Below are 19656 nucleotides of genomic sequence, written 5' to 3'. Positions count from 1 at the left end.
CCCGATGGCTGTGACCACGGCACAGCCCACGAGACCCTCCTCGGGAGCACCGCCCGCGCCGGGCGGGCGGCGCTCCCGAGGAGCGACCTCCGGCATCCACGGCTCGCGGTGGACGCCCTACCTCTTCCTCGCCCCCTTCCTCGTCCTCTTCATCACCTTCGTCGCCGTGCCGGGCGTGCTCGGCATCTGGATCTCGCTGCACGACTGGGACTTCCTGCTGCCCAACAAGCCCTTCGTCGGCGGCCAGAACTACGCCGACCTGCTCGACAGCGGCTCGCCGCAGTTCGAGCCGTTCTGGAACGGGATGAAGGCGACCGGCATCTTCGTCGTCATCAGCGTGCCGTTCCTCGTCACGCTTCCCCTGCTGCTGGCGATCCTGCTCAACCGGAAGTTCCCCGGGCGCACCTTCTTCCGCGCCGTCTTCTTCGCGCCGTTCGTGCTCGGCGTCGCGGTCGTCGGCCTCATGTGGCGCTACCTGCTCGACCCGTCGTTCGGCATGGTCAACGGCATCCTCGGCGCCCTCGGGCTGCCGGACGACACCGCGTGGACCACCGAGCAGCCGTATGCGTGGATCTCGCTCGCCGCCGTCACCGTCTGGTGGACCATCGGCTTCAACGCCGTCATCTACCTCGCCGGCCTCGCCGACATCCCGGTGGAGCACTACGAGGCGGCCGAGATCGACGGCGCGAGCGCGTGGCAGAAGCTGCGCTACATCACCATCCCCGGGCTGCGGCCCGTGCTCATCTTCATCATCGTCACGACCATCCTCGCCAGCGCCAACATGTTCGGGCAGAGCTACCTCATCACCAAGGGCGGTCCGGGCGACTCGACGCGCACGGCGATCATGGAGATCACCGACCTCGGCCTCTCGCAGTACCGGATGGGCCAGGCGTCCGCGATGAGCTACGTGCTCGCGGTCTTCCTCGCGCTCGTGTCGCTGCTCAACTTCTGGCTCCTGCGCGAGAAGAAGTCGAAGGGGGAGACCTCGTGAAGCGCCGCAACGGACCGCTCTTCTGGGTCGGGATGGGGGCCCTCAGCCTCGTCTTCATCGGCCCGCTCCTGCTCGTGCTCCTCACGGCGTTCAAGTCGGCGAGCGAGTCGCGCACCGTGCCACCGACGTACTTCCCGTCGGAGCCGAGCCTGCGCGCCTTCGACGTGCTCTTCTTCCAGGACGCCGCGAGCCCGGTGCTGCGGTGGTTCCTCAACTCGATGGCGGCCGCGACCATGCACGCCGCGCTCGTCCTCGTCGTGTGCTCCCTCGCCGGCTATGCCCTGGCGCGCATGGAGTTCCGCTTCAAGAAGGCCATCTTCACGATCATCATCCTGACGCTCTTCGTGCCGGGCTTCATCTTCCTCATGCCGAACTTCCTGCTCCTCGACAAGCTCGGCTGGCTCGACCAGATCTGGGCGCTCGTCGTGCCGGGGGCGGCCGGCGCCTTCGGCGTCTTCTTCATGCGGCAGTTCTTCCTCGGCCTGCCCAAGGAGCTCGAGGAGAGCGCCCGCCTCGACGGCGCGGGCCCCTTCCGCACGTGGTGGTCGATCGTGCTGCCCAACGCGAAGCCGGCCCTCGTGACGCTGGGCGTGCTCAGCTACCTCGCGAACTGGAACGACTTCATCTGGCCCATCTACGTGCTCTTCTCACCCGAGCGCCTCACGCTCCCGGCCGGCCTCAGCCGGCTGCAGGGCGCCTACACGATCGACTACCCCGTGGTCATGGCGGGCGCCATGCTCGCGGCCATCCCCGTCCTCGCGCTCTACGTCTTCGTGCAGCGCTACGTCATCGAGGGCGTCGCGAGCAGCGGCGTCAAGGGCTGAGGAGTCCGTATGCGCACACCGACGTCCCCACGCACCCGCGCCTTCCGCCGTGGAACCGTCTGTCTCGCAGCACTGGCCACCGCCGTCGGTGTGACGGCAGCGGCGCCCGGCGCCGCAGCCGGGCCCGCGCGCCCGGCGGACCGGGCCACCTACGAGAACGCCGTGTCGGACCCGTTCTCCGACACCTTCGCCGACCCGTCGGTCATCCGTGGCAAGGACGGCTGGTGGTACGCCTACGCGACGTCCGACCCGCTGCGGGCCGGCGACGCCCCCGGGGCGATGCACATGGCCCGCACGCGCGACTGGTCGAGCTGGGAGTACCTCGGCACCGTCTTCGACGACACGAACCGCCCGGCGTGGGCGACCGCGACGGCAGGACTCTGGGCACCCGACATCCGTTACGTGGCAGGCCGTTACGTCCTCTACTTCACGGTCACCGACACGACGCTCAACCCGGGCGACGACGCGGCGATCGGCGCCGCGACGGCCCCGTCGCCGTCCGGCCCCTGGACTCCCGCCCCCGCGCCGGCCGTCCCACCCCGGCCGGCGCCGGGTGGCGGGTTCCTCTGGACCTTCGACCCGGCCGGCTTCACCGACACCGACGGCCAGCGGTACCTCTACTTCGGCAGCTACTTCGGCGGCCTCTGGGCGACGCGCATGTCGGCGGACGGGCTGACGCCGGTCGGTGACGCCACGCAGGTGGCGATCGACAACCGCTACGAGGGCTCCTACGTCGTGCGGCACGGCGGCTGGTACTACCTCATGGCGTCGGCGGCGAACTGCTGCGCCGGGCCGACGACCGGCTACTCCGTCTTCGCCGGGCGCTCGCGCTCGCCGATGGGTCCCTTCGTCGACGCCGAGGGCACGTCGCTGCTCACCTCGCGCGTCGGCGGCACCCTCGTGCTGACCCAGAACGGCAACCGCTTCGTCGGCGCCGGCCACCACGCCGTCGTCACGGACGCCGAGGGTCGTGACTTCGTCGCCTACCACGCGATCGACCGCACGAACCCGTGGCTGACTCAGCCCTTCGGGATCAACCGCCGGCCGATGCTCCTCGACCGGCTCGACTGGGTCGACGGGTGGCCGCGCACGCGCGCCGGCGCCGGGCCCTCCGACACGCGCCAGCCCGCCCCGAGCCTCGCGTCGGGCCTCGGCATCACGGCGACCGACCCGGCCGCGCGCGGCTTCCGGGGGCTGGGGCAGGGGCCGGTCGACCAGCTCGGCGGGAGCACGGGGCTCGTCCGCGGCGCCGCGTCGACGACGGCGCCAGCGCCCTCGGGGCCGCTGCACGTCCGCCTCGACCACCGGGGCACCGAGCCGCTCCGGGTGCAGGTCGGGGGCGACCCCGCCGTCACGGTGACCCTCGACCCGAGGCACCGCCGGCTCACGGCGCAGGTCGACGGCCGTGGCCGCCCGCGCACCCTCTCCACCGCGCTGCCGACCCTGCCCGCCGAGGCGTGGCGGACCCTCACGATCGAGACGGGACGCGACGGCGTCACGGCCGAGGTCTCCGAGAGCGACCTCGCCGACGTCGTGGCCCGCGTCGCGGTGGACACCGGCGCCCGACCCCACGCCGGCCACGACGCCCCTCGGGGCGCGGCCGTGCGCCTCGTCAGTGCGCGCGCGGTCGTCGACAACGTCGTCGTCACCCCGGCCGCACAGGACGCCCGCCACATCGCCCCCGAGCCGCGCGCGGGAGCCCTGCTGTCGTCGGAGGACTTCGACGACCCGGCCCTCGCCGGCTTCACCTGGGTGCGGCCCGACCCGGCCGTCACCGTCTCGGGAGGCAGCCTCCGCTGGCCCGTCCAGGGCACCGACCTCGTCGGCGACGGCAACACGGCGGGCGTGCTGCTCCACGACACCCCCGGCGACGGCGACTGGATCGCCGAGGCGAAGACGACCCTCGACCTCGGCGTCGACACGGTGCGCAACTACCAGCAGGTCGGTCTCGTCGCCTACGAGGACGACGACGACTTCGCCCGCCTCTCGAACGTCGCCATCTGGAACACCCGCCAGACGGAGTTCGGCCGGGAGACGGCCGCCGACCCGAGCGACCCCGACGGCCCGACGAGCTACGGCGGCGCCATCGTCGGCACGTCGGCGCCCACCCTGTGGCTGCGCCTGGCGCACCACCGCACCGCGACCGGCGAGCACCTCTACCGCGCCGGCACGAGCCGCGACGGCACCCACTGGACGTGGGGCGCGACGTGGACCTTCCGCCCCGGCACCTCGCCACGCATCGGCCTCGTCGCCCACGGCGGCGCGTCCCCGGCCGTGACCGCCGAGGTCGACCACCTGCGCTTCTACGCCTCCCGCTGGCCGGTCGACGCCGGAGCGGGCCACACCGGATGAGACGCCGCGCCGCCTCGCCCGCCGCCTCACCGACCACCACCACAGCCCTCGCCGCCCTCGCCGCCGTGCTGCTCGCCGGCTGCGGGGGCGGCACCCAGAGCCCCTCCGGAGGACCCGTGAACCCGTCCGCCCCCGCCGTCACCACCGGATCCACCCAGCCGGCCGCGACGAACCCGGTGTGGCCGAGCAACTTCCCCGACCCCCAGGTGCTGCCCGACGGTGACGGCTGGGTCGCCATCGCGACGAACGGCAACGGGATGAACGTCCAGACGCTCGTCAGCGACGACCTGACGACGTGGAGCCAGGGCAGCGACGCCCTGCCGCAGGTCGCGTCGTGGTCGACGTCGGGGAAGGTGTGGGCCCCAGAGGCGCACCGCTTCGGCGACACGTGGGTCATGTACTACACGACGATGGCGCCCGACCCGGCCATCCAGTGCATCGGCCTCGCGGTCGCGGACGACCCCAAGGGCCCCTATCGCGACACGAGCAGCAAGCCGCTCGTCTGCGAGGAGGACCAGGGCGGCTCGATCGACGCCTCACCGTTCGTCGCGTCGGACGGCACGGCCTACCTCTACTGGAAGAACGACGGCAACGCCGTCGGCAAGGACACCTGGATCTCGGTGCAGCGCCTGTCGCCCGACGGCCTGCGGCTCGAGGGGGAGCCGAAGCGGCTGATCCGCCAAGACCTGCCGTGGGAGGGCCAGCTCGTCGAGGCGCCCTTCGTCTGGGAGCGCGACGGCGTCTTCCACCTCTTCTACTCCGCCAACGACTACGGCAGCGACAAGTACGCCGTCGGTCACGCGACCGCGTCGTCGCCCACGGGGCCCTTCCGCAAGGACGACGAACCGGTGCTGACGAGCACGGACGTCGCGGCCGGTCCGGGCCACTGCGCGCTCTTCGAGCAGGACGGGCGGGTGCTGATGGCCTACCACGCCTGGGCGCCGGACTCGATCGGCTCGGAGGTGCCCGGCCGCACGATGTGGCTGAGCGAGGTGACCTTCGACGGGACGGCGGTCACCGTCACCCCACCGGCGACGACGCTGCCCGAGGGCCTCTGACCAGGCAGCACTCGACCCGGCAGCGCCCTGATCCGGCAGTGCCCTGATTCGGCAGTCTTCCGACGCGGTGGTGCTCGACGTATCAGGGACGAGGTCTCGCGCACTGACGGGCAGGGGATCGGTGCGGGGCCAAAGGGGGCGGCCCCGCACCACACCCGACACGCTTGGGCGGCTGGCCCGTTGAGGTACGTTAACCGCCGTCAGGGCCCGGAGTCGTCGACCTGCGCAGTCGCGAACCGGGCCCTCAGCGCGCCTGCTCAGGTGCGCGCCGAGGCCAGCACGCGGCCGGTGCCGGTGCGTACCTCGAGCGTCTGGATCTCGTTGGGCCGCAACGCCGTCGCCCCGGTGACGCGGGAGTAGCCGGCGGGCGTGGCCCGCCACGAGGCGGCCGTCGTGGCGCGGCCCTGGCGGTCGACGACCCAGAGCAGCAGCTCGCCGTCGGTCGGCATGTCCTCACAGTCGATGTCGAGCTGCGTGCCCCAGCCGCGGGTGACGAGCGCGACGTCGATCTTGACCGCGCTGCCGGGGGCGGGTGCCGCGACGACGTGCGTCGTGGGCAGGGCCGGGGTGTCGTCGGCGAAGAGGCTCGGACCGAGCCAGGCACCCCCGGCGAAGACGGCCGCCGCCGCGGCCGCGGCCGCGAGCGAGAGCCCCGCGCGTCGGCGCCGGCGTCGGGCGGCCACCGCCGTCAGCAGGCTCGCCACCCGGTCCTCACCGGCTCCGCGGACGACCTCCTCGGGAGCGCCGGGCTCCGGCGCCGCGAGGTGCGGCCCCCCGGTGGGACCGGCGAGGTCGAGCAGGCGCGGCAGGCCCGAGACCTGCCCGAGCTCGGTCTGGCACTGCGCGCACGTGCGCAGGTGCTCGCTGAAGGCGCGGTGGTCGGCGTCGGACAGGCCACCGAGCACGAACGCGCCCAGCAGCACGTGCAGGTCGGTGGGTTCGGTGGTCATCTCGTCACTCCCATCTCGTCGAGGATGACGCGCAGGTTGCGCACGGCGTAGTAGGCCCGGGACTTCACGGTGCCCTCGGGGATGCCCACCCGGTCGGAGGTCTCCGCCACGGTGAGGCGTTCGTAGTAGAGGCAGCGCACGATCTCGCGGTGGTTGGTCTGCAGCCGTCCGAGGGCCTCCTCGACGAGCACCTGGTCGAGCGCCCGGTCGAGGGCCCCGTCGGCCTCGGCGACCTCGACGAGCTGGGTCTGCTGCGGGCGCCGACCGGCTGCGCGGTGCTGGTCGACGATGAGGTGGCGTGCCGTCGTGATGAGGTAGGCCCGCAGGTTGTCGGCGGCGGGCGCCTGCTTCCAGACCCGGAGGATGACCTCCTGGACGATGTCCTCGACGCGGTTGGGGTCGCTCGTCGCGCGCCACACGACCCGGCGCAGCATCGGCCCGTGCTCGCGGTAGATCTCCGCGACGGCCTCGTCGTCGAGCGGCATGCCGCCTCACCCCCCCTTCCTCTGCCCGTCGTCTGCCCGTCGTGCGTCCCACAGCGGAGACGCCCCGGGCTCCTTCGAGGTTCATCCGCGGCGTCGTCGGCCTACCGTGACCACCATGCCACCGTCCTCCCCGTCACCGTCCTCCATGCCACCGTCCTCCATGTCACGGACCTCCATGCCCAACCCGGCACCGCACCCGGTGACCGGCGAGCTCTTCCCGTCGCCCGTGCCCGCCGGGTCGGGGTGGCCGGGCGACCCGGCGACGGCCCGCACGCCCGTGGCCACCACCGCGGAGCAGGTGCGTCGGCTCGCCGAGGATGCGGACGGCATACGGGAGCTCGATGCCCGCGTCAGCGTGTGCCGCGCGTGCCCGCGACTCGTCAGGTGGCGCGAGGACGTCGCGATCGAGGGGCGGCGGGCGTCGTTCGCCGACCAGCCGTACTGGGGCCGGCCGGGGCCGTCGTTCGGCGACCCCGACGCGGAGGTGCTCGTCGTCGGCCTCGCACCGGCGGCCAACGGCACCAACCGCACCGGACGGATGTTCACGGGCGACCGCTCGGGCGACTGGCTGTACGCGGCCCTGCACCGTGGTGGGTACGCGAACCAGCCGACGTCGGTGGCCTCGGGCGACGGGCTCGTGCTGACCGGCCTGCGCATCGTCGCGACCGTGCGCTGCGCGCCTCCGGCGAACAAGCCGACGACGCAGGAGAAGGCGACGTGCGCCCCGTGGCTCGACCGCGACCTCGAGCTCTCGGAGCCGCGACTGCGCTCGATGCTCGCGCTCGGCTCGATCGGCTGGGACGCCGCGCTCGGCGCGGCCAGGCGGCGCGGCTGGTCGGTGCCGAGGCCCAAGCCCCGTTTCGGCCACGGTGCGGAGGCGGTGCTGACGCTGCCGGGGGGCCGGACGGTGCGGCTCATCGGCAGCTACCACGTGAGCCAGCAGAACACCTTCACGGGCAAGCTGACCGAGGCCATGCTCGACGAGGTCATCGCCCGGCTCTGACCGGCTCCTCGGCGGGTGCCAGCAGGGCGCGCCCGGCCGGCGTCGTCGAGTAGAGGACCGACTTGCCGGCGCGCGCGCCGCGCACCAGCCCGGCACGGCGCAGGCCGTGCAGCTGCTGGTTGACGGCCGAGGGCGTCTTGCCCAGCGCGGCCGCGAGCTCGGTCGTCGTGCGAGGCTCGGCGAGCGCCGCCAGCAGGTCGGCCTTGACGCGGCTCAGCAGCGCGGCCGCGCGCACGGGCGAGTCCGGGCGCACCGCCTGCCGCTGCCCGCGGGCGGGGTAGATGACCATCGGCGGGGCGGCGTCGCTCGAGGGGTGCGAGGCCGCGAGGGTGAAGAGCGAGGGCACGAAGACGACCTGGCGCCCGCGCACCGGCGCGGCGTAGGACGGGCCCATCCTGCTGCGCGCGCGGAGCGCGGTCTCGTCGACGCTGATGCTCGGGTGGAGCTCCGAGAGCGCCTGCAGCAGCCCGAAGCCCGCCGACCTCGCGGCGCGGTGGCGCACGTCGGCCTCGAGGATGCTGCGGTGGCGCAGCCAGAAGGCCGCGAACGCCCACGTCCAGTACGCCTCGAGCGCCACGAGGACGCGGGTCAGCACGGCGGCAGAGGGGCCGTTCAGGGCCGGCGGCGGGCAACCGGGCCAGAGCCGGTCGAGGTCGTGCATGAGGGCTCGCGGTGGCGCGGCGGCCAGCGACCGCAGCTCGCTCGTGAGGCGCGGCGACGGCGACTCCGGCCGCGGGTTGACGACGTCGGGCGTCGAGAGCTCGTCGTTGACGAGGGCGAGCAGGGTGCTGCGGTGCGGCCGCGCCTCGGGGCGGTGCAGGAACGACTCGGCGATCGACGACGCATACGTCCCCGGGGCGCGCAACCCTCGCAACGACAGGCACATCTCGTTGAGCGGGGAGATGCCGAAGCGGCACGTCACGACGTCCATGGGGGTCATCTCGTAGCGCAGCACGCGATCGCTCCTCACCGATGGCGGCGTCCAGCCGGGGCTCCCTCACCGTGACACGGGGCGCCCGGCCCCGCCACCGGAGGCGGTTCCCGAGGCGGCGGCCGACGGCGTCGATGAAGCCCGCGCCTTGAAGGATTGCCGCCCGCCACCGCCGACGTCTGGACTGGGCGCAGCGCCGAGCACGACGACGCAGCTCACCGCAGTCCCACCTGCAGCTCCACCCTGCAGTCCCACCTCCCGAGAGGAAACGACCATGTCCACGACCAACAAGCAGCAGCAGCGCCGCCGCCGTCTCGGCGTCCTGGCCAGCACCGTGGCGCTCGCCGCCACCACGGCGTTCACCGGGGCCGGCCCGGCGTCGGCCGCCGGCTACTTCGAGGCGCCCTACCCCGCCGGCGAGAGCTACACGGTGAGCCAGGGCAACGGGGGTGGCTACTCGCACACCGACGCCTACAACCGCTACGCGTGGGACCTCGCCCTGCCGGAGAACTACGAGGTGTCGGCCACGCAGGAGGGCACGATCGTCGTCTCGAACTGGTCGCCCTACTGGCAGAACGGGATCGAGGTCATCATCCGTCACCCGAACGGGCAGTGCTCGCAGTACGCCCACCTCAACCAGTCCTTCTACGAGCCGGGTGACTGGGTGCCGCAGGGCCGCATCGTCGGCTACACGGGGCAGACCGGCGCCGCGAGCGCTCCGCACCTGCACTACTCCGTCATCGACTGCAACACCCGGGTGTCGCAGCCCTCGACCCTCGAGGGCTACGTGCCCGGCGGCGGGACCGCGCTGCTCAGCTCCAACCAGCGGGCGTAGCCGGCGGTCACCGAGGCCGTATGCCGTGGGTGCGCAGGGGTGCCCACGGCATACGGCCCCTCACGCGCAGGCATGGCAGGATCGGGCGGCGTGACGCAGCCCCAGGACTTCCGCTCAGTCGTCGCCGAGGCCGACGCCGCCCTCGACCAGCGCCTCTCCGACGAGCTCGACGCCGTCAACGCCGCGGCGACGGCGGACACCCCGGCCGCACGCGAGCTGACGGTGCGGGTCGAGGACGCCGCGGGCGAGATCGCCGCCGGCGTGAGCGGCTGGACGTGGGGCGTCGCGGCCGGCATCGGCATGACGTGGGTGCGCGACGACGCGCGTGGCACGGGTCTGGGCGAACGGCTCCTCGCGGACTTCGAGGCCGAGGCCCGCTCGCGCGGCTGCACGCACGTGTTCGTCACCTCGTTCACCTTCCAGGCGCCCGGCTTCTACGAGCGGCAGGGCTACCGCGAGATCTTCCGCTGGGAGGGCGTGCCGACGCCGGACGCCGCGGACGTGCACCTGCGCAAGGAGCTGCACCCGTCCTGACCGCCACTTCTGGGCGCCCCGTGCGCCAAGGTGGGGGAGTGGAACCTCGCAGCGTCCGCCCGTACCTCGTCGCCCTCGGCCTCCTGTGGGTCGTGCCGGCCGTGCTCGTGCTCGTGCTGCACCTGGTGCTGCCGGACCACAACGCGTCGGGCCAGTGCAGCGGCATCGGGTTCGGCTGCACGCTGACGCCGGCCGACGCGGTGCTCTTCTTCGGCTACCTCGGGGCGCTCCCGCTCTTCCTGCTCGGCATGCTCGCCTGCCTCGTCATCGCGATCGTGCAGTCGCGGCGCCAGCGCCGCGCCGACGCGCACGCCGATGCCCTCGCCGCCCCGTCGGCAGGACCCGAGGGCCCGTCGGCCTGACCTCGTTCAGAAGACGATGGTCCAGCCCTCGCGGGCGGCCTGGGCCCGGGTGTAGGAGACCCCGTCGACCTTGAGGCCCTCCCCGTCGAGCAGCGTGATCGTGCCGCCGGCGTTGCCGAGGGCCGCCTCGCCCGTGAGCACCACGAGCCGAGCCTCGCCGGGCGGGAGGGTCGCCGCGTCGCCGTCGCCGATCGCGGGCGACCGGTGCTTCATGCGGTCGGCGAGCTGCCAGCCGGTGAGGTCGACGGGCTGGGGCGACGCGTTGACCAGGGTGACGGTCTCGCGCTCGGGCGCCGGCCCGGTCGGGTTGACCAGAGCAGCCACGATGCGCACCCGCGGCGGAGCCTCGGTGGGTCCGGTCGGTTGGGTCGGGCCGGTGGGTCCGGTCGGGCTGCCGACGGTGTGGCCGGTCGTGTCGTCGGTGTGCCACGCCTGGCTCTGGAAGGCGAGGAAGATCGCGACCCACTGGTCCTGCCCGGGGAAGTGGAGGAGCAGGCCGCCGTCCTGCCAGACCCCGTCGTCGCCGGTGAAGGCGCCGCTGTTGCCCTGGTTCATGTGGATGTCGTGGACGCCGTTGCCGGGTCGGAACCCGAAGACCTTGTCGGCGACCGAGGCCTCGGGTCCCCAGCGCTCGCCGAAGACGAACAGCCGTGCGTCGGGGTCGTCGATCGCGCGCGAGACGTAGAGGCCGAGCAGGTCGGAGAGGTCGTTGTCGGGGCCGCTCGCGTCCGGCGGCAGCAGCCGCATCCGGGTGTGGTCGAACAGGTTGCCGCGGATGAAGTCGAGCCCGTCGGCTCCGGGGCGGCTCGCCAGCGACGTCCAGCCCGAGGCCGGCAGGTGGTCGAGCACGGGGTGCGAGAAGTGGTCGTCGACGAGGTAGAGCAGCTCCGACGGCGACTGCTGCGACATGACGTTGACGGCGATCCGGAAGTCGTGGCCGCCGTCGTCGACGACGTGGATCTGGAAGTGCGGCGAGTCGACGCCGCTCTCGCGGTGCTGGCCGACCGCGCGCCCGACGAGCACCCCGTAGTCCTTGAGTGGCATGGGTCCACCTTCCTCGTCTCGTTCGCGATGCGTGCGGGTCGACGCGTGCGTTCACGGGAGAGGTGACGGTGCTTCGCGCCGCTGATACACTGCGGGGCCTCAGCCGCGTTCGCCGTGTCGGTCGTGCTCGGTGCCGGCGGCGGCCCGAGGGGTGAAGTCGACGAGGTGGAGGTGGAGGGTCTCGCCCGAAGGTGCGGGGTAGCTCCGGCCGAGGCGCGCAGCGGGCCGGGTCGAGGGGCCCTTCGATGGTCTGGTCGAGGGCTCTGTCGCGCGCGTGGCTCCGGGACCGGCCGCCGCGTCGCTCACGGGTTCGCGTGCCGGTGCGCGGCCGGGGCGGTGCCCCGTGGACGGGTCGTCGGGCACGACGGCCAGCGCTGCGGGCCTGCTCCGCGCGGGCGGGCCGATGAGGAGGCCGTGCTCGGTCTCGAAGGTGAGGCCGTCCCGCAGCGTGGGGTCGCCGGTGATAGTGAACTCGCCGCGGTGGTGGCCGTCGTGGTGGAACGGGCAGAGGGCGAGGAGGTTGTCCAGGTCGGTGCGGCCCCCGTCGCGCCAGTGCAGGAGGTGGTGGATCTCGAGGTGGTGCCTGGAGGCGCAGGCGGGGAAGCGGCAGCCGCGGTCACGGTCCAGGACGAGGTCGCGGAGGCGGTCCGGCACCACGCGGTAGCTGCGTCCGAGGTTGACGGGCTGGCCCGCGGTCTCCCAGACCGGCGTCAGCGTGCCGTCGCAGGTCAGCTTGTCGGTGACGTGCTGCGGCAGGCGAGGTCGTCCTGTCAGCCACGCTCCGTCGGTGTCGAGGTGGACCTGCACGCGGTACCGCGCCCACCGTGCCCACCCCGGCCACCGTGTCGGAGGTGCCTCCGGCGCATCGGGTGGACTCGACTCGGTCGGTGCCGGTGGGCGCGGATCGGCCGAAGTATCAGGCGCGGTCGTCGAACGGGCTCCATCGGGCGGGGATCCCGCGCCCTGGCCGGGACGTGCGCGCCCGGGGTCCGCCTGGTGGAAAACGGTCGCGTTGGGATCCGCCTCGGTGGGGCTGGTCCCGGTGGGCCCGGTCGTGGGGCCGGCGGGGCCGGCGGATCCGGCGGGGCCGGCGGATCCGGCGGGGCCGCGAGGGGTGCTGGTGCCGTGTGCGCAGCCGGAGGCGTCGAGCGACCGGGTGGCCATCAGGGCCAGAGCATCGGCCCAGGTGATCCGAGGTCGGCCTCCGGCGCACACGTCATGGGCGGGGTCGAGCAGGTCACCGTCGAGCGACCGCCGGTCGCGTGGCTCGCCCTCCTCGTCGAGCGACGCGCTGAGGGCGCGGAAGAGGTGGTCCTTGGCCTCGCGCAGGGCGGCCTCGACGAGGGCGCCGATCTCGGCGGGAGCGTCGTAGCGCAGTCGGAACCGGTCGTGCTCGTCGTAGCCCATGCTGAGGTGCGCCGGCTCGACCGCTTCGGGCTGCGCCGCCGTCCGCCCCGACCCGCCCACGGTCTCCGACTGACCGTCCACGTGCTCGGCCTGACCCGCTCCGGATCTTTCCTCGCCGCTCGGTGCGGCAGCAGTCGGACCCAAGTCGTCGTGCTCGTCCTCGGGCTCGCAGTGACGCGCCTCGTCGGGTCGCCCATCGCGGTGCTCGCCGTCGACCTCGCCGTCGACCTCGCCGTCGACCTCGCCGTCGACCTCGCCGTCGACCTCGCCGTCGACCTCGCGGTCGGCGTCGGGCAGCGGGTCAGGGCCGGGGGCGTCGTCCGGTGCGGGGTCGCCGAGGGTGAAGTCGTAGCGGCTGACGCTGCGCTGCAGCTGGGTCACGGTGGCGTACTGGGCGAACTCGGCGACGGTGGCGTCGAACTCGGGCGGGGTGTGCCGGGCCACGACCGCCGCCTGGTCGAGGCTGATCCGCCCGTCGCGCAGGGCGGTCAGCGTCAGGGGCAGCTCGTCGGCACGTCGTGCGAGGAGCACGACGGCATCGGCCTGGGCGCGGCACAGCCCCACGCGCAGCATCAGCCAGTGGGTGGGTGAGCGCAGGCCGGCGGCCTGCCAGGAGCCGTCCACCAGCACTGCCACGACGAAGTCGACGAGGCGGGCGTGCGCGTCGTGCAGGTCGGCGGCCAGGAGCGCCACGTGCTCCCAGTCCTGCTCGATCCGCGCGGCGCTGCTCATGCCTCTATCGTACAAGTGTTCGAATGCCGAGGGAAGGGTTGTCCACAGCCGGGGACTCTGCCGCGCAGGGGTTTTCGCCCCGCAGGGGCGAGCATGTGCTTGGCTCGAAGCATGGTGGGCAACTCGGACGTCACGGTGGCCGGCACGTCGTGGATCGTGGTGGAGCTCGCCGGCCGGGCCACGTCGGAGCCCCGGCCGCAGCTGACCTTCGGGGAGGGTGGACGCGTGGGTGGATCGACCGGGGTCAACCGCCTCGGCGGCCGGTACGCCGTCGCGGACGGCGTGCTCACCGTCACGGACACCGTCATGACCCGCATGGCCGGCCCGCCCGACGCGATGGACCAGGAGCAGCGCCTGCTCGAGGTGCTGGGCGAGCCGCGGCAGCTGACGGCCGGCGAGGGCGAGCTCATCCTGGGCGGGCCCGCAGCGGACGCGCCGGCACCGGACGAATCGGCACCGGACGGATCTGCACCGGACGGATCTGCACCGGTCGAGCCCGCACCCGAGCAGCCGATCGCTGCCGCGGCCCGGCTCGCCCCAGCCCCAGCCCCAGCCCCGGACCCGACCTCAGCCCCGGCCCCGGCCCTCTGACCCTGCCCCGTCGGTTACCGTGGAGCGATGACGGGCCAGCCGTACTGGGAGAGCCCCGTAGAGAAGCAGATCCGCGAGGCGCAGGAGCGGGGCGAGTTCGACGACCTGCCCGGCGCCGGCAAGCCGCTCGACCTCAGCGACGCGGGCGACCCGGACTGGTGGGTCAAGCGCTTCGCGGCGCGCGAGAACCTCGACCTCGGTGGCGCCCTGCCGGGCGCGCTCGCCCTGCGGAAGGAGGCCGCCGGCTACCCCGAGTCGCTCGCGGACGTCCGTACCGAGGCGCAGGTGCGCGAGATCGTCGAGGACTACAACACGCGCGTGCTCGCCGACCGCCTGCGCCCTGCCGTCGGCAACCTCCCGCCCCTGATCGCGAGGACGGTCGACGTCGACGAGATGGTCGAGCAGTGGCGCCCGCTGCGGGCGAGGGTCGAGCAGGAGCAGCGCGCGGCGCGCGAGCGGCGGCTCGCGGCCCAGCAGGCCGCGAACGAGGCGCGCACGCCGTGGTGGCGCCGCGTCCTCGGCGGCTGAACGGGGCGTTCCCTACCCAACGGCGGCGCGCGCGTGCCACGATGCCGAGAAGCCGTGTGCCACGCCCCGGGCGCGACACACACCGTGCGTCGACGTCGCGAAGGTGCGCATGTCCACAGCCTCCGGACTCGAAGCGGCCCTGACCGCCTTCGAGGACCCCACTGCCAAGGCCCGCGACCTGCTGCGCCTGCACCGCGCCTGGGCCCACACGCACGAGGTGCCGGCCGGTGCGCGGGGCGTCGTCGCGCGCTCGTGGCTGCGGCAGTCGCCCGAGGGCGACAAGATCTCGACCCCGATCTCCGACGACGCGCTCCTCGCCCGCCGGGAGCGCTCCCGGCTGCTCGGCTCGGTCGTGCCGGTGCTCAAGGACCGCCTGCTCCCGCTCGCGCAGGAGGCCGGCAACGAGCTCGTCGTCAGCGACGACGAGGGCTACCCGCTGTGGATGTTCGGACCCTCGCCGATCCGCCGGCGCAGCGACGGGCTCGGCTTCGTCGAGGGGGCCCGCTGGCGCGAGGGTGACGTCGGCACGAACTCCCTCGGCACGGCCATGGAGGAGCGTCGGCCCGTCCAGATCTTCGGGCCCGAGCACGCCCGCGAGGACCAGCACGCCTGGGTGTGCACGAGCGCCCCCATCCTCGACCGCCGCGCGCGCACGCCGCTCGGCGTCGTGACCCTGAGCGGCGCCTTCCGCACGGCCCACCCGCACACGCTCATGCTCGTCACGATGGCCGTGCGCGAGGCCGTCGACACCCTCACCGGGCAGCACGAGCGTGACCTACGGCGGGTCGCGCGCGCCAGCGAGCCGTATGCCGGGTCGGGACGCTTCGTCGTCGTCGACCCGCACGGGTGGGTGGCCCGGGCGGAGGGCTACGGCGTCGGTGAGCGGGTCTGGGTGCCGAGCCTGCACGAGGGCACGCTGTGGGTGCCGGAGATGGGCCAGGTGCGGGCGGAGCGGATCTCCGGGGGATGGGTGCTCGCCGAGGCGGCCCCGGCGCCGGCCCACGTCGAGGTGGTGCTCCGGCCGAGCCCCCGGGTGCTCGTGACGACGGCGGGCTCGACCGTCGAGATCGCCCTCAGCGAGCGGCACGCCGAGATCGTCGCGCTCCTCGCGCAGCACCCGGCCGGCCTCGACACCGCCGCCCTCATGGCGCTCCTCGAGGGAGCCACGACCCCCGTCACGATCCGGGCCGAGATGTCGCGCCTGCGCAAGCGCCTCGGTGGCCTCGTCGACAGCCGGCCCTACCGGCTGACCGCGCGCGCGACGGTGCGTCCCGACGCGGGCTGAGCTCCCGGCATACGCCCCCGTCGTGGGGTGGGGGGTGCAACGTTCTGCAACCCTGTGCGACGCGCGCGCGGGTGCCTACCGTCGAGCCGACCCCACCACGTGGACGAAGGAGTTGGCGATGGGTGAGCAGCGAACGGCAGGGGAGTGGCTGGCGCGGTTCTCGGAGGCGCTGTCGGCCGGGGACGTCGACCGGGTCACCGGTCTCTTCGGCGAGGAGTGCTACTGGCGCGACCTGCTCAGCATGACGTGGAACCTGCACACGGCCGAGGGTCGCGAGCAGGTCGCGGCGATGCTCGCCGGCGTCGGGCGCGGCGCGTGGCCGGCCGAGCTCGAGGTGACGAGCGAGTCGGAGGCCGACGGCGTGCACGAGGCGTGGTTCACCTTCGGCAACGAGACCTTCACCGGCAAGGGGCTCGTCCGGGTGCGCGACGGCCTCGCGTGGACGATCCTGACGAGCGCCCAGGCGCTGCGCGACCACCCGGAACCCTCCGGCGCGCGCCGCCCGCGCGGCGCCGAGCACGGCGTCAACGTCTCCACCGAGAACTGGCTCGACCGGCGCCGCCAGCGAGTCGAGTCCTACGGCCTCGACGCCGAGCCCTACGTGCTCGTCGTCGGTGGCGGACAGGGCGGCATCGGCCTCGCGGCCCGGCTCGGGCGACTCGGCGTGCCGACGCTCGTCATCGACAAGCACGCGCGGCCGGGCGACCAGTGGCGCAGCCGCTACCACTCGCTCTGCCTGCACGACCCGGTCTGGTACGACCACATGCCCTACCTGCCCTTCCCCGACCACTGGCCGGTCTTCACGCCCAAGGACAAGATGGGCGACTGGCTCGAGAGCTACACCAGGGTCATGGAGCTCGACTACTGGACGAGCACGGAGGCGACGTCGGCGACCTTCGACGCCGACGCCGGCAGCTGGACCGTCCACGTGACCCGGGACGGGCGGGAGATCGTGCTCCACCCGGCGCAGCTCGTGCTGGCGACGGGCATGAGCGGCATCCCCAGCGTGCCGACGCTGCCCGGGCAGGACGTCTTCCAGGGCGACCAGCACCACAGCAGCAAGCACCCCGGCGGTGCGCGCTACGTCGGCAAGAAGGTCGTCGTCGTCGGGTCGAACAACTCGGCTCACGACATCTGTGCGGACCTGTGGCAGAACGGCGCCGAGCCGATCATGCTCCAGAGGTCGAGCACCCACATCGTGCGGTCCGACTCGCTCATGGACAAGGTGCTCGGGCCGCTCTACTCGGAGGAGGCCGTGGCAGCCGGGATCGACCACGACACAGCCGATCTCGTCTTCGCCTCGATCCCGTACAAGATCCTCGCCGACTTCCAGCGCCCGGCCTTCGACGCGATCCGCGAGCAGGACAAGGACTTCTACGCTGCGCTCGAGGCGGCCGGCTTCGACCTCGACTTCGGCGACGACGACTCCGGGCTCTTCCTCAAGTACCTCCGCCGCGGCTCGGGCTACTACATCGACATCGGCGCCTCCGAGCTCGTGGCCAAGGGTGCGATCCGCCTCGTGCGTGGCCAGGTCGACCACCTCGAGGAGCACTCGGTCGTGCTCACCGACGGCACGCGCATCGAGGCCGACGCCGTCGTCTACGCGACGGGTTACGGCTCGATGAACGGGTGGGCCGCCCGGCTCATCAGCCAGGAGGTCGCCGACGCCGTGGGCAAGTGCTGGGGCCTCGGCTCCGACACGACGAAGGACCCCGGGCCGTGGGAGGGCGAGCTGCGCAACATGTGGAAGCCGACCCGACAGGACAACCTGTGGTTCCACGGCGGCAACCTGCACCAGTCGCGGCACTACTCGCGCTACCTCGCGCTGCAGCTCAAGGCGCGGATGGAGGGGATCGACACCCCGGTCTACGCCCTGGCAGAGACCCACCACCTCGCCTGACGAGCTCCATCACGCGCCGGGCGCCCGAGGCTGGGTGCAACCTGGGAGCCGGATGCCATTTCGCTGGGATTGCCCCCGTGGCGGGTCGCGAGACCCCCACGGGGGCTTTGTCGGGGCTAGCGTCGAGCGGCCACCCGCACCCGAACAGCCCCCCAGAGGTGAACCATGAGGCGTCCCACGCCCCGCACCACCACCCGCGCGGTCCTCGCCGTCGGCTCCGTCGTCGGCTCGATCGTCCTCGCCACCGCGGCCCCTGCCCTCGCCCACGACGGTGGGCACGACGGCGGGCACGACGGCGGGGACCACGGCCGCCCCGGCTCGTCGCACACCCAGCCCCTCACGCCGCGCACGCACTTCGTCATGGCGGCCGACGGCTCGAGCGGCGCACGTCCCGACGGCGCCGGCATCCCGAACGTCGACAGCGTCAAGAAGACGATCGCGACGTACTACGGCGACCCGGGCACGGGTCTGGCCGATCGCACGAGCTCGCCGTACGTCGTGGAGATGACGCGCCTGACGAAGCACCTGCGCGAGGGCCTGCGACACGCATACGCCCGGGCGGAGCGCGCGGGCAAGAAGCCGGCCATCGTGCTCGACGCGGACGACACGACGCTCTGGACCTACGACATGGAGGTCGGCGACATGAAGTTCGTCTTCGACCCCGTGCGCCAGGACTACTGGGTGCAGAACAAGCTCTTCCCCGCGACGCCCGGCATGGCGGCCCTCGTCAACGAGGCCGACACCATGGGCTTCACGATCTTCGGGCTGACGGGCCGCGGCGCCGCGCAGAAGGACGCGACCCTCGGCAACCTCAAGGACGTCGGCTACAACGCCTTCACGCCGGACCACTACTTCACGAAGTGGGCCGGCTCGACGCCCCCGGCCTACATCACGTGCGCGACGGAGAAGTGCACGACGGTCGAGTACAAGGCCGGCACGCGCCAGCACATCGAGCGCGACCTCGGCTACGACATCGTGCTCAACATCGGCGACCAGTGGTCCGACCTGCAGGGCGGCCACGCCGACCGCAACGTCAAGCTGCCCAACCCGACGTACTACCTGCCGTCGCCGAACCTGCCCGGGGTCAAGGAGCCGTGGCTGACGCCCCGCACGCACTTCACGATGGCGCCGGACGGCTCGAGCGGCCGCACGCAGGGCGGCGAGGGCATCCCGAACATCGACTCGGTCAAGAAGACGATCGCCACCTACTACGGCGACCCGGGCACCGGCATCGCCGACAAGGCCCGCTCGCCGTACATCACCGAGCTCGCCGCCCTCGAGCGCCGCACCACCGAGCGCCTCGTCGAGGCGTGCCACCAGGGCGAGCGCCGCGGCAAGCGTCCGGCCGTCGTGCTCGACGCGGACGACACGACGCTGTGGACCTACGACATGGAGGTCGCGGACATGAAGTTCGTCTTCAACCCGACCCGCCAGGACTACTGGGTGCAGAACAAGCTCTTCCCGGCGACGCCCGGAATGCCTTCTCTCGTCAAGGCCGTCGCCCGCTCGGGCTGCACGGTCATCGGCCTGACCGGCCGCAACACGGGCCAGAAGGCCCCGACGATCGCCAACCTGCACGAGCAGGGCTACCCGCAGTTCACCGACGCGCTCTACTTCACGAAGTGGCGCTCGGGCGAGCAGCCGCCCGCTTACATGCAGGGCCACTGCGTCGCCTACCCGACCTGCACGACGATCGAGTACAAGTCGACGACGCGCGCGCACATCGAGAAGGACCTCGGCTACGACGTCGTCGGCAACCTCGGTGACCAGTTCAGCGACCTGGTCGGCGGGCATGCGGACCGCGCGGTCAAGCTGCCGAACCCGACGTACTACCTGCCCTGAGC

Annotated in this window: 18 protein-coding genes; 13 read left to right on the top strand and 5 right to left on the bottom strand. The window is 73.0% G+C overall.

Annotated elements, in window-relative coordinates:
• The first annotated feature begins 4 nt into the window (after positions 1 to 4).
• Genes ABT295_RS11970 through ABT295_RS11955 form a run of 4 tightly spaced genes read left to right on the top strand, consistent with a single transcriptional unit; the run spans position 5 to position 5225 of the window.
• The gene (locus tag ABT295_RS11970) at positions 5 to 991 is read left to right on the top strand and encodes a carbohydrate ABC transporter permease (protein WP_352394575.1); all 987 of its coding nucleotides are present in this window, start codon (positions 5 to 7) and stop codon (positions 989 to 991) included.
• Positions 988 to 1815 carry a carbohydrate ABC transporter permease gene (locus ABT295_RS11965; protein ID WP_352394574.1) on the top strand — a complete coding sequence of 276 codons (828 nt, stop codon included), beginning with the start codon at positions 988 to 990 and terminating at the stop codon, positions 1813 to 1815. The genes ABT295_RS11970 and ABT295_RS11965 overlap by 4 nt, the downstream gene beginning before the upstream one ends.
• 9 nt (positions 1816 to 1824) lie before the next feature.
• On the top strand, positions 1825 to 4167 hold the full coding sequence (locus ABT295_RS11960) for a family 43 glycosylhydrolase (RefSeq protein ID WP_352394573.1): 2343 nt from the start codon (positions 1825 to 1827) through the stop codon (positions 4165 to 4167).
• Positions 4164 to 5225: a glycoside hydrolase family 43 protein gene (locus ABT295_RS11955; protein WP_352394572.1), complete on the top strand. Its 1062-nt coding sequence runs from the start codon at positions 4164 to 4166 to the stop codon at positions 5223 to 5225. The genes ABT295_RS11960 and ABT295_RS11955 overlap by 4 nt, the downstream gene beginning before the upstream one ends.
• Before the next feature lie 257 nt (positions 5226 to 5482).
• Here ABT295_RS11955 and ABT295_RS11950 read toward each other — a convergent pair whose 3' ends face one another.
• Positions 5483 to 6175 carry a zf-HC2 domain-containing protein gene (locus ABT295_RS11950; protein ID WP_352394571.1) on the bottom strand — a complete coding sequence of 231 codons (693 nt, stop codon included), beginning with the start codon at positions 6173 to 6175 and terminating at the stop codon, positions 5483 to 5485.
• A complete protein-coding gene (locus ABT295_RS11945; protein ID WP_352394570.1) occupies positions 6172 to 6660 on the bottom strand; it encodes a sigma-70 family RNA polymerase sigma factor in 489 nt (162 codons plus the stop codon). The genes ABT295_RS11950 and ABT295_RS11945 overlap by 4 nt, the downstream gene beginning before the upstream one ends.
• A 160-nt stretch (positions 6661 to 6820) precedes the next feature.
• Here ABT295_RS11945 and ABT295_RS11940 point away from each other — a divergent pair, with 160 nt between their 5' ends.
• Positions 6821 to 7663 carry a uracil-DNA glycosylase gene (locus ABT295_RS11940; protein ID WP_352394569.1) on the top strand — a complete coding sequence of 281 codons (843 nt, stop codon included), beginning with the start codon at positions 6821 to 6823 and terminating at the stop codon, positions 7661 to 7663.
• Here ABT295_RS11940 and ABT295_RS11935 read toward each other — a convergent pair.
• Positions 7647 to 8618 carry a helix-turn-helix domain-containing protein gene (locus ABT295_RS11935; protein ID WP_352394568.1) on the bottom strand — a complete coding sequence of 324 codons (972 nt, stop codon included), beginning with the start codon at positions 8616 to 8618 and terminating at the stop codon, positions 7647 to 7649. The genes ABT295_RS11940 and ABT295_RS11935 overlap by 17 nt on opposite strands.
• A gap of 250 nt (positions 8619 to 8868) precedes the next feature.
• Between ABT295_RS11935 and ABT295_RS11930 the strand changes: the two genes are divergently transcribed.
• The 3 genes from ABT295_RS11930 to ABT295_RS11920 all read left to right on the top strand — a co-directional run bounded on the left by ABT295_RS11930 (position 8869) and on the right by ABT295_RS11920 (position 10325).
• A complete protein-coding gene (locus tag ABT295_RS11930) occupies positions 8869 to 9429 on the top strand; it encodes a M23 family metallopeptidase (RefSeq protein ID WP_352394567.1) in 561 nt (186 codons plus the stop codon).
• A gap of 90 nt (positions 9430 to 9519) precedes the next feature.
• Positions 9520 to 9963: a GNAT family N-acetyltransferase gene (locus tag ABT295_RS11925; protein ID WP_352394566.1), complete on the top strand. Its 444-nt coding sequence runs from the start codon at positions 9520 to 9522 to the stop codon at positions 9961 to 9963.
• A 38-nt stretch (positions 9964 to 10001) separates the two neighbouring features.
• On the top strand, positions 10002 to 10325 hold the full coding sequence (locus tag ABT295_RS11920; protein WP_352394565.1) for a hypothetical protein: 324 nt from the start codon (positions 10002 to 10004) through the stop codon (positions 10323 to 10325).
• A gap of 6 nt (positions 10326 to 10331) precedes the next feature.
• On the opposite strand, the gene ABT295_RS11915 is transcribed toward ABT295_RS11920, so the two are convergent.
• Complete coding sequence (locus ABT295_RS11915; RefSeq protein ID WP_352394564.1) at positions 10332 to 11369, bottom strand: DUF2278 family protein; 1038 nt, start codon at positions 11367 to 11369, stop codon at positions 10332 to 10334.
• Positions 11370 to 11468: 99 nt separating this feature from the next.
• On the bottom strand, positions 11469 to 13508 hold the full coding sequence (locus ABT295_RS11910; protein WP_352394563.1) for an HNH endonuclease signature motif containing protein: 2040 nt from the start codon (positions 13506 to 13508) through the stop codon (positions 11469 to 11471).
• Between the two features lie 111 nt (positions 13509 to 13619).
• Between ABT295_RS11910 and ABT295_RS11905 the strand changes: the two genes are divergently transcribed.
• From ABT295_RS11905 to ABT295_RS11885, 5 genes are all read left to right on the top strand, one after another.
• Positions 13620 to 14099, top strand: a complete 480-nt coding sequence (locus ABT295_RS11905) for an META domain-containing protein (protein WP_352394562.1) — start codon at positions 13620 to 13622, stop codon at positions 14097 to 14099.
• A 27-nt stretch (positions 14100 to 14126) separates the two neighbouring features.
• Positions 14127 to 14627: a DnaJ family domain-containing protein gene (locus ABT295_RS11900; RefSeq protein WP_352394561.1), complete on the top strand. Its 501-nt coding sequence runs from the start codon at positions 14127 to 14129 to the stop codon at positions 14625 to 14627.
• 109 nt (positions 14628 to 14736) lie between these two features.
• Positions 14737 to 15912 carry a helix-turn-helix domain-containing protein gene (locus ABT295_RS11895; RefSeq protein WP_352394560.1) on the top strand — a complete coding sequence of 392 codons (1176 nt, stop codon included), beginning with the start codon at positions 14737 to 14739 and terminating at the stop codon, positions 15910 to 15912.
• Positions 15913 to 16030: 118 nt separating this feature from the next.
• Positions 16031 to 17812: an NAD(P)-binding domain-containing protein gene (locus ABT295_RS11890; protein WP_352394559.1), complete on the top strand. Its 1782-nt coding sequence runs from the start codon at positions 16031 to 16033 to the stop codon at positions 17810 to 17812.
• 165 nt (positions 17813 to 17977) lie between these two features.
• Positions 17978 to 19654, top strand: coding sequence for an HAD family acid phosphatase (locus tag ABT295_RS11885; protein ID WP_352394558.1), 1677 nt, complete (start codon positions 17978 to 17980; stop codon positions 19652 to 19654).
• Positions 19655 to 19656: the final 2 nt, after the last annotated feature.

It is taken from the genome of Terrabacter sp. NPDC000476 (assembly GCF_040300125.1).
Classification (GTDB): Bacteria; Actinomycetota; Actinomycetes; order Actinomycetales; family Dermatophilaceae; genus Terrabacter.
This window is presented reverse-complemented; position numbering and strand designations above follow the sequence as displayed.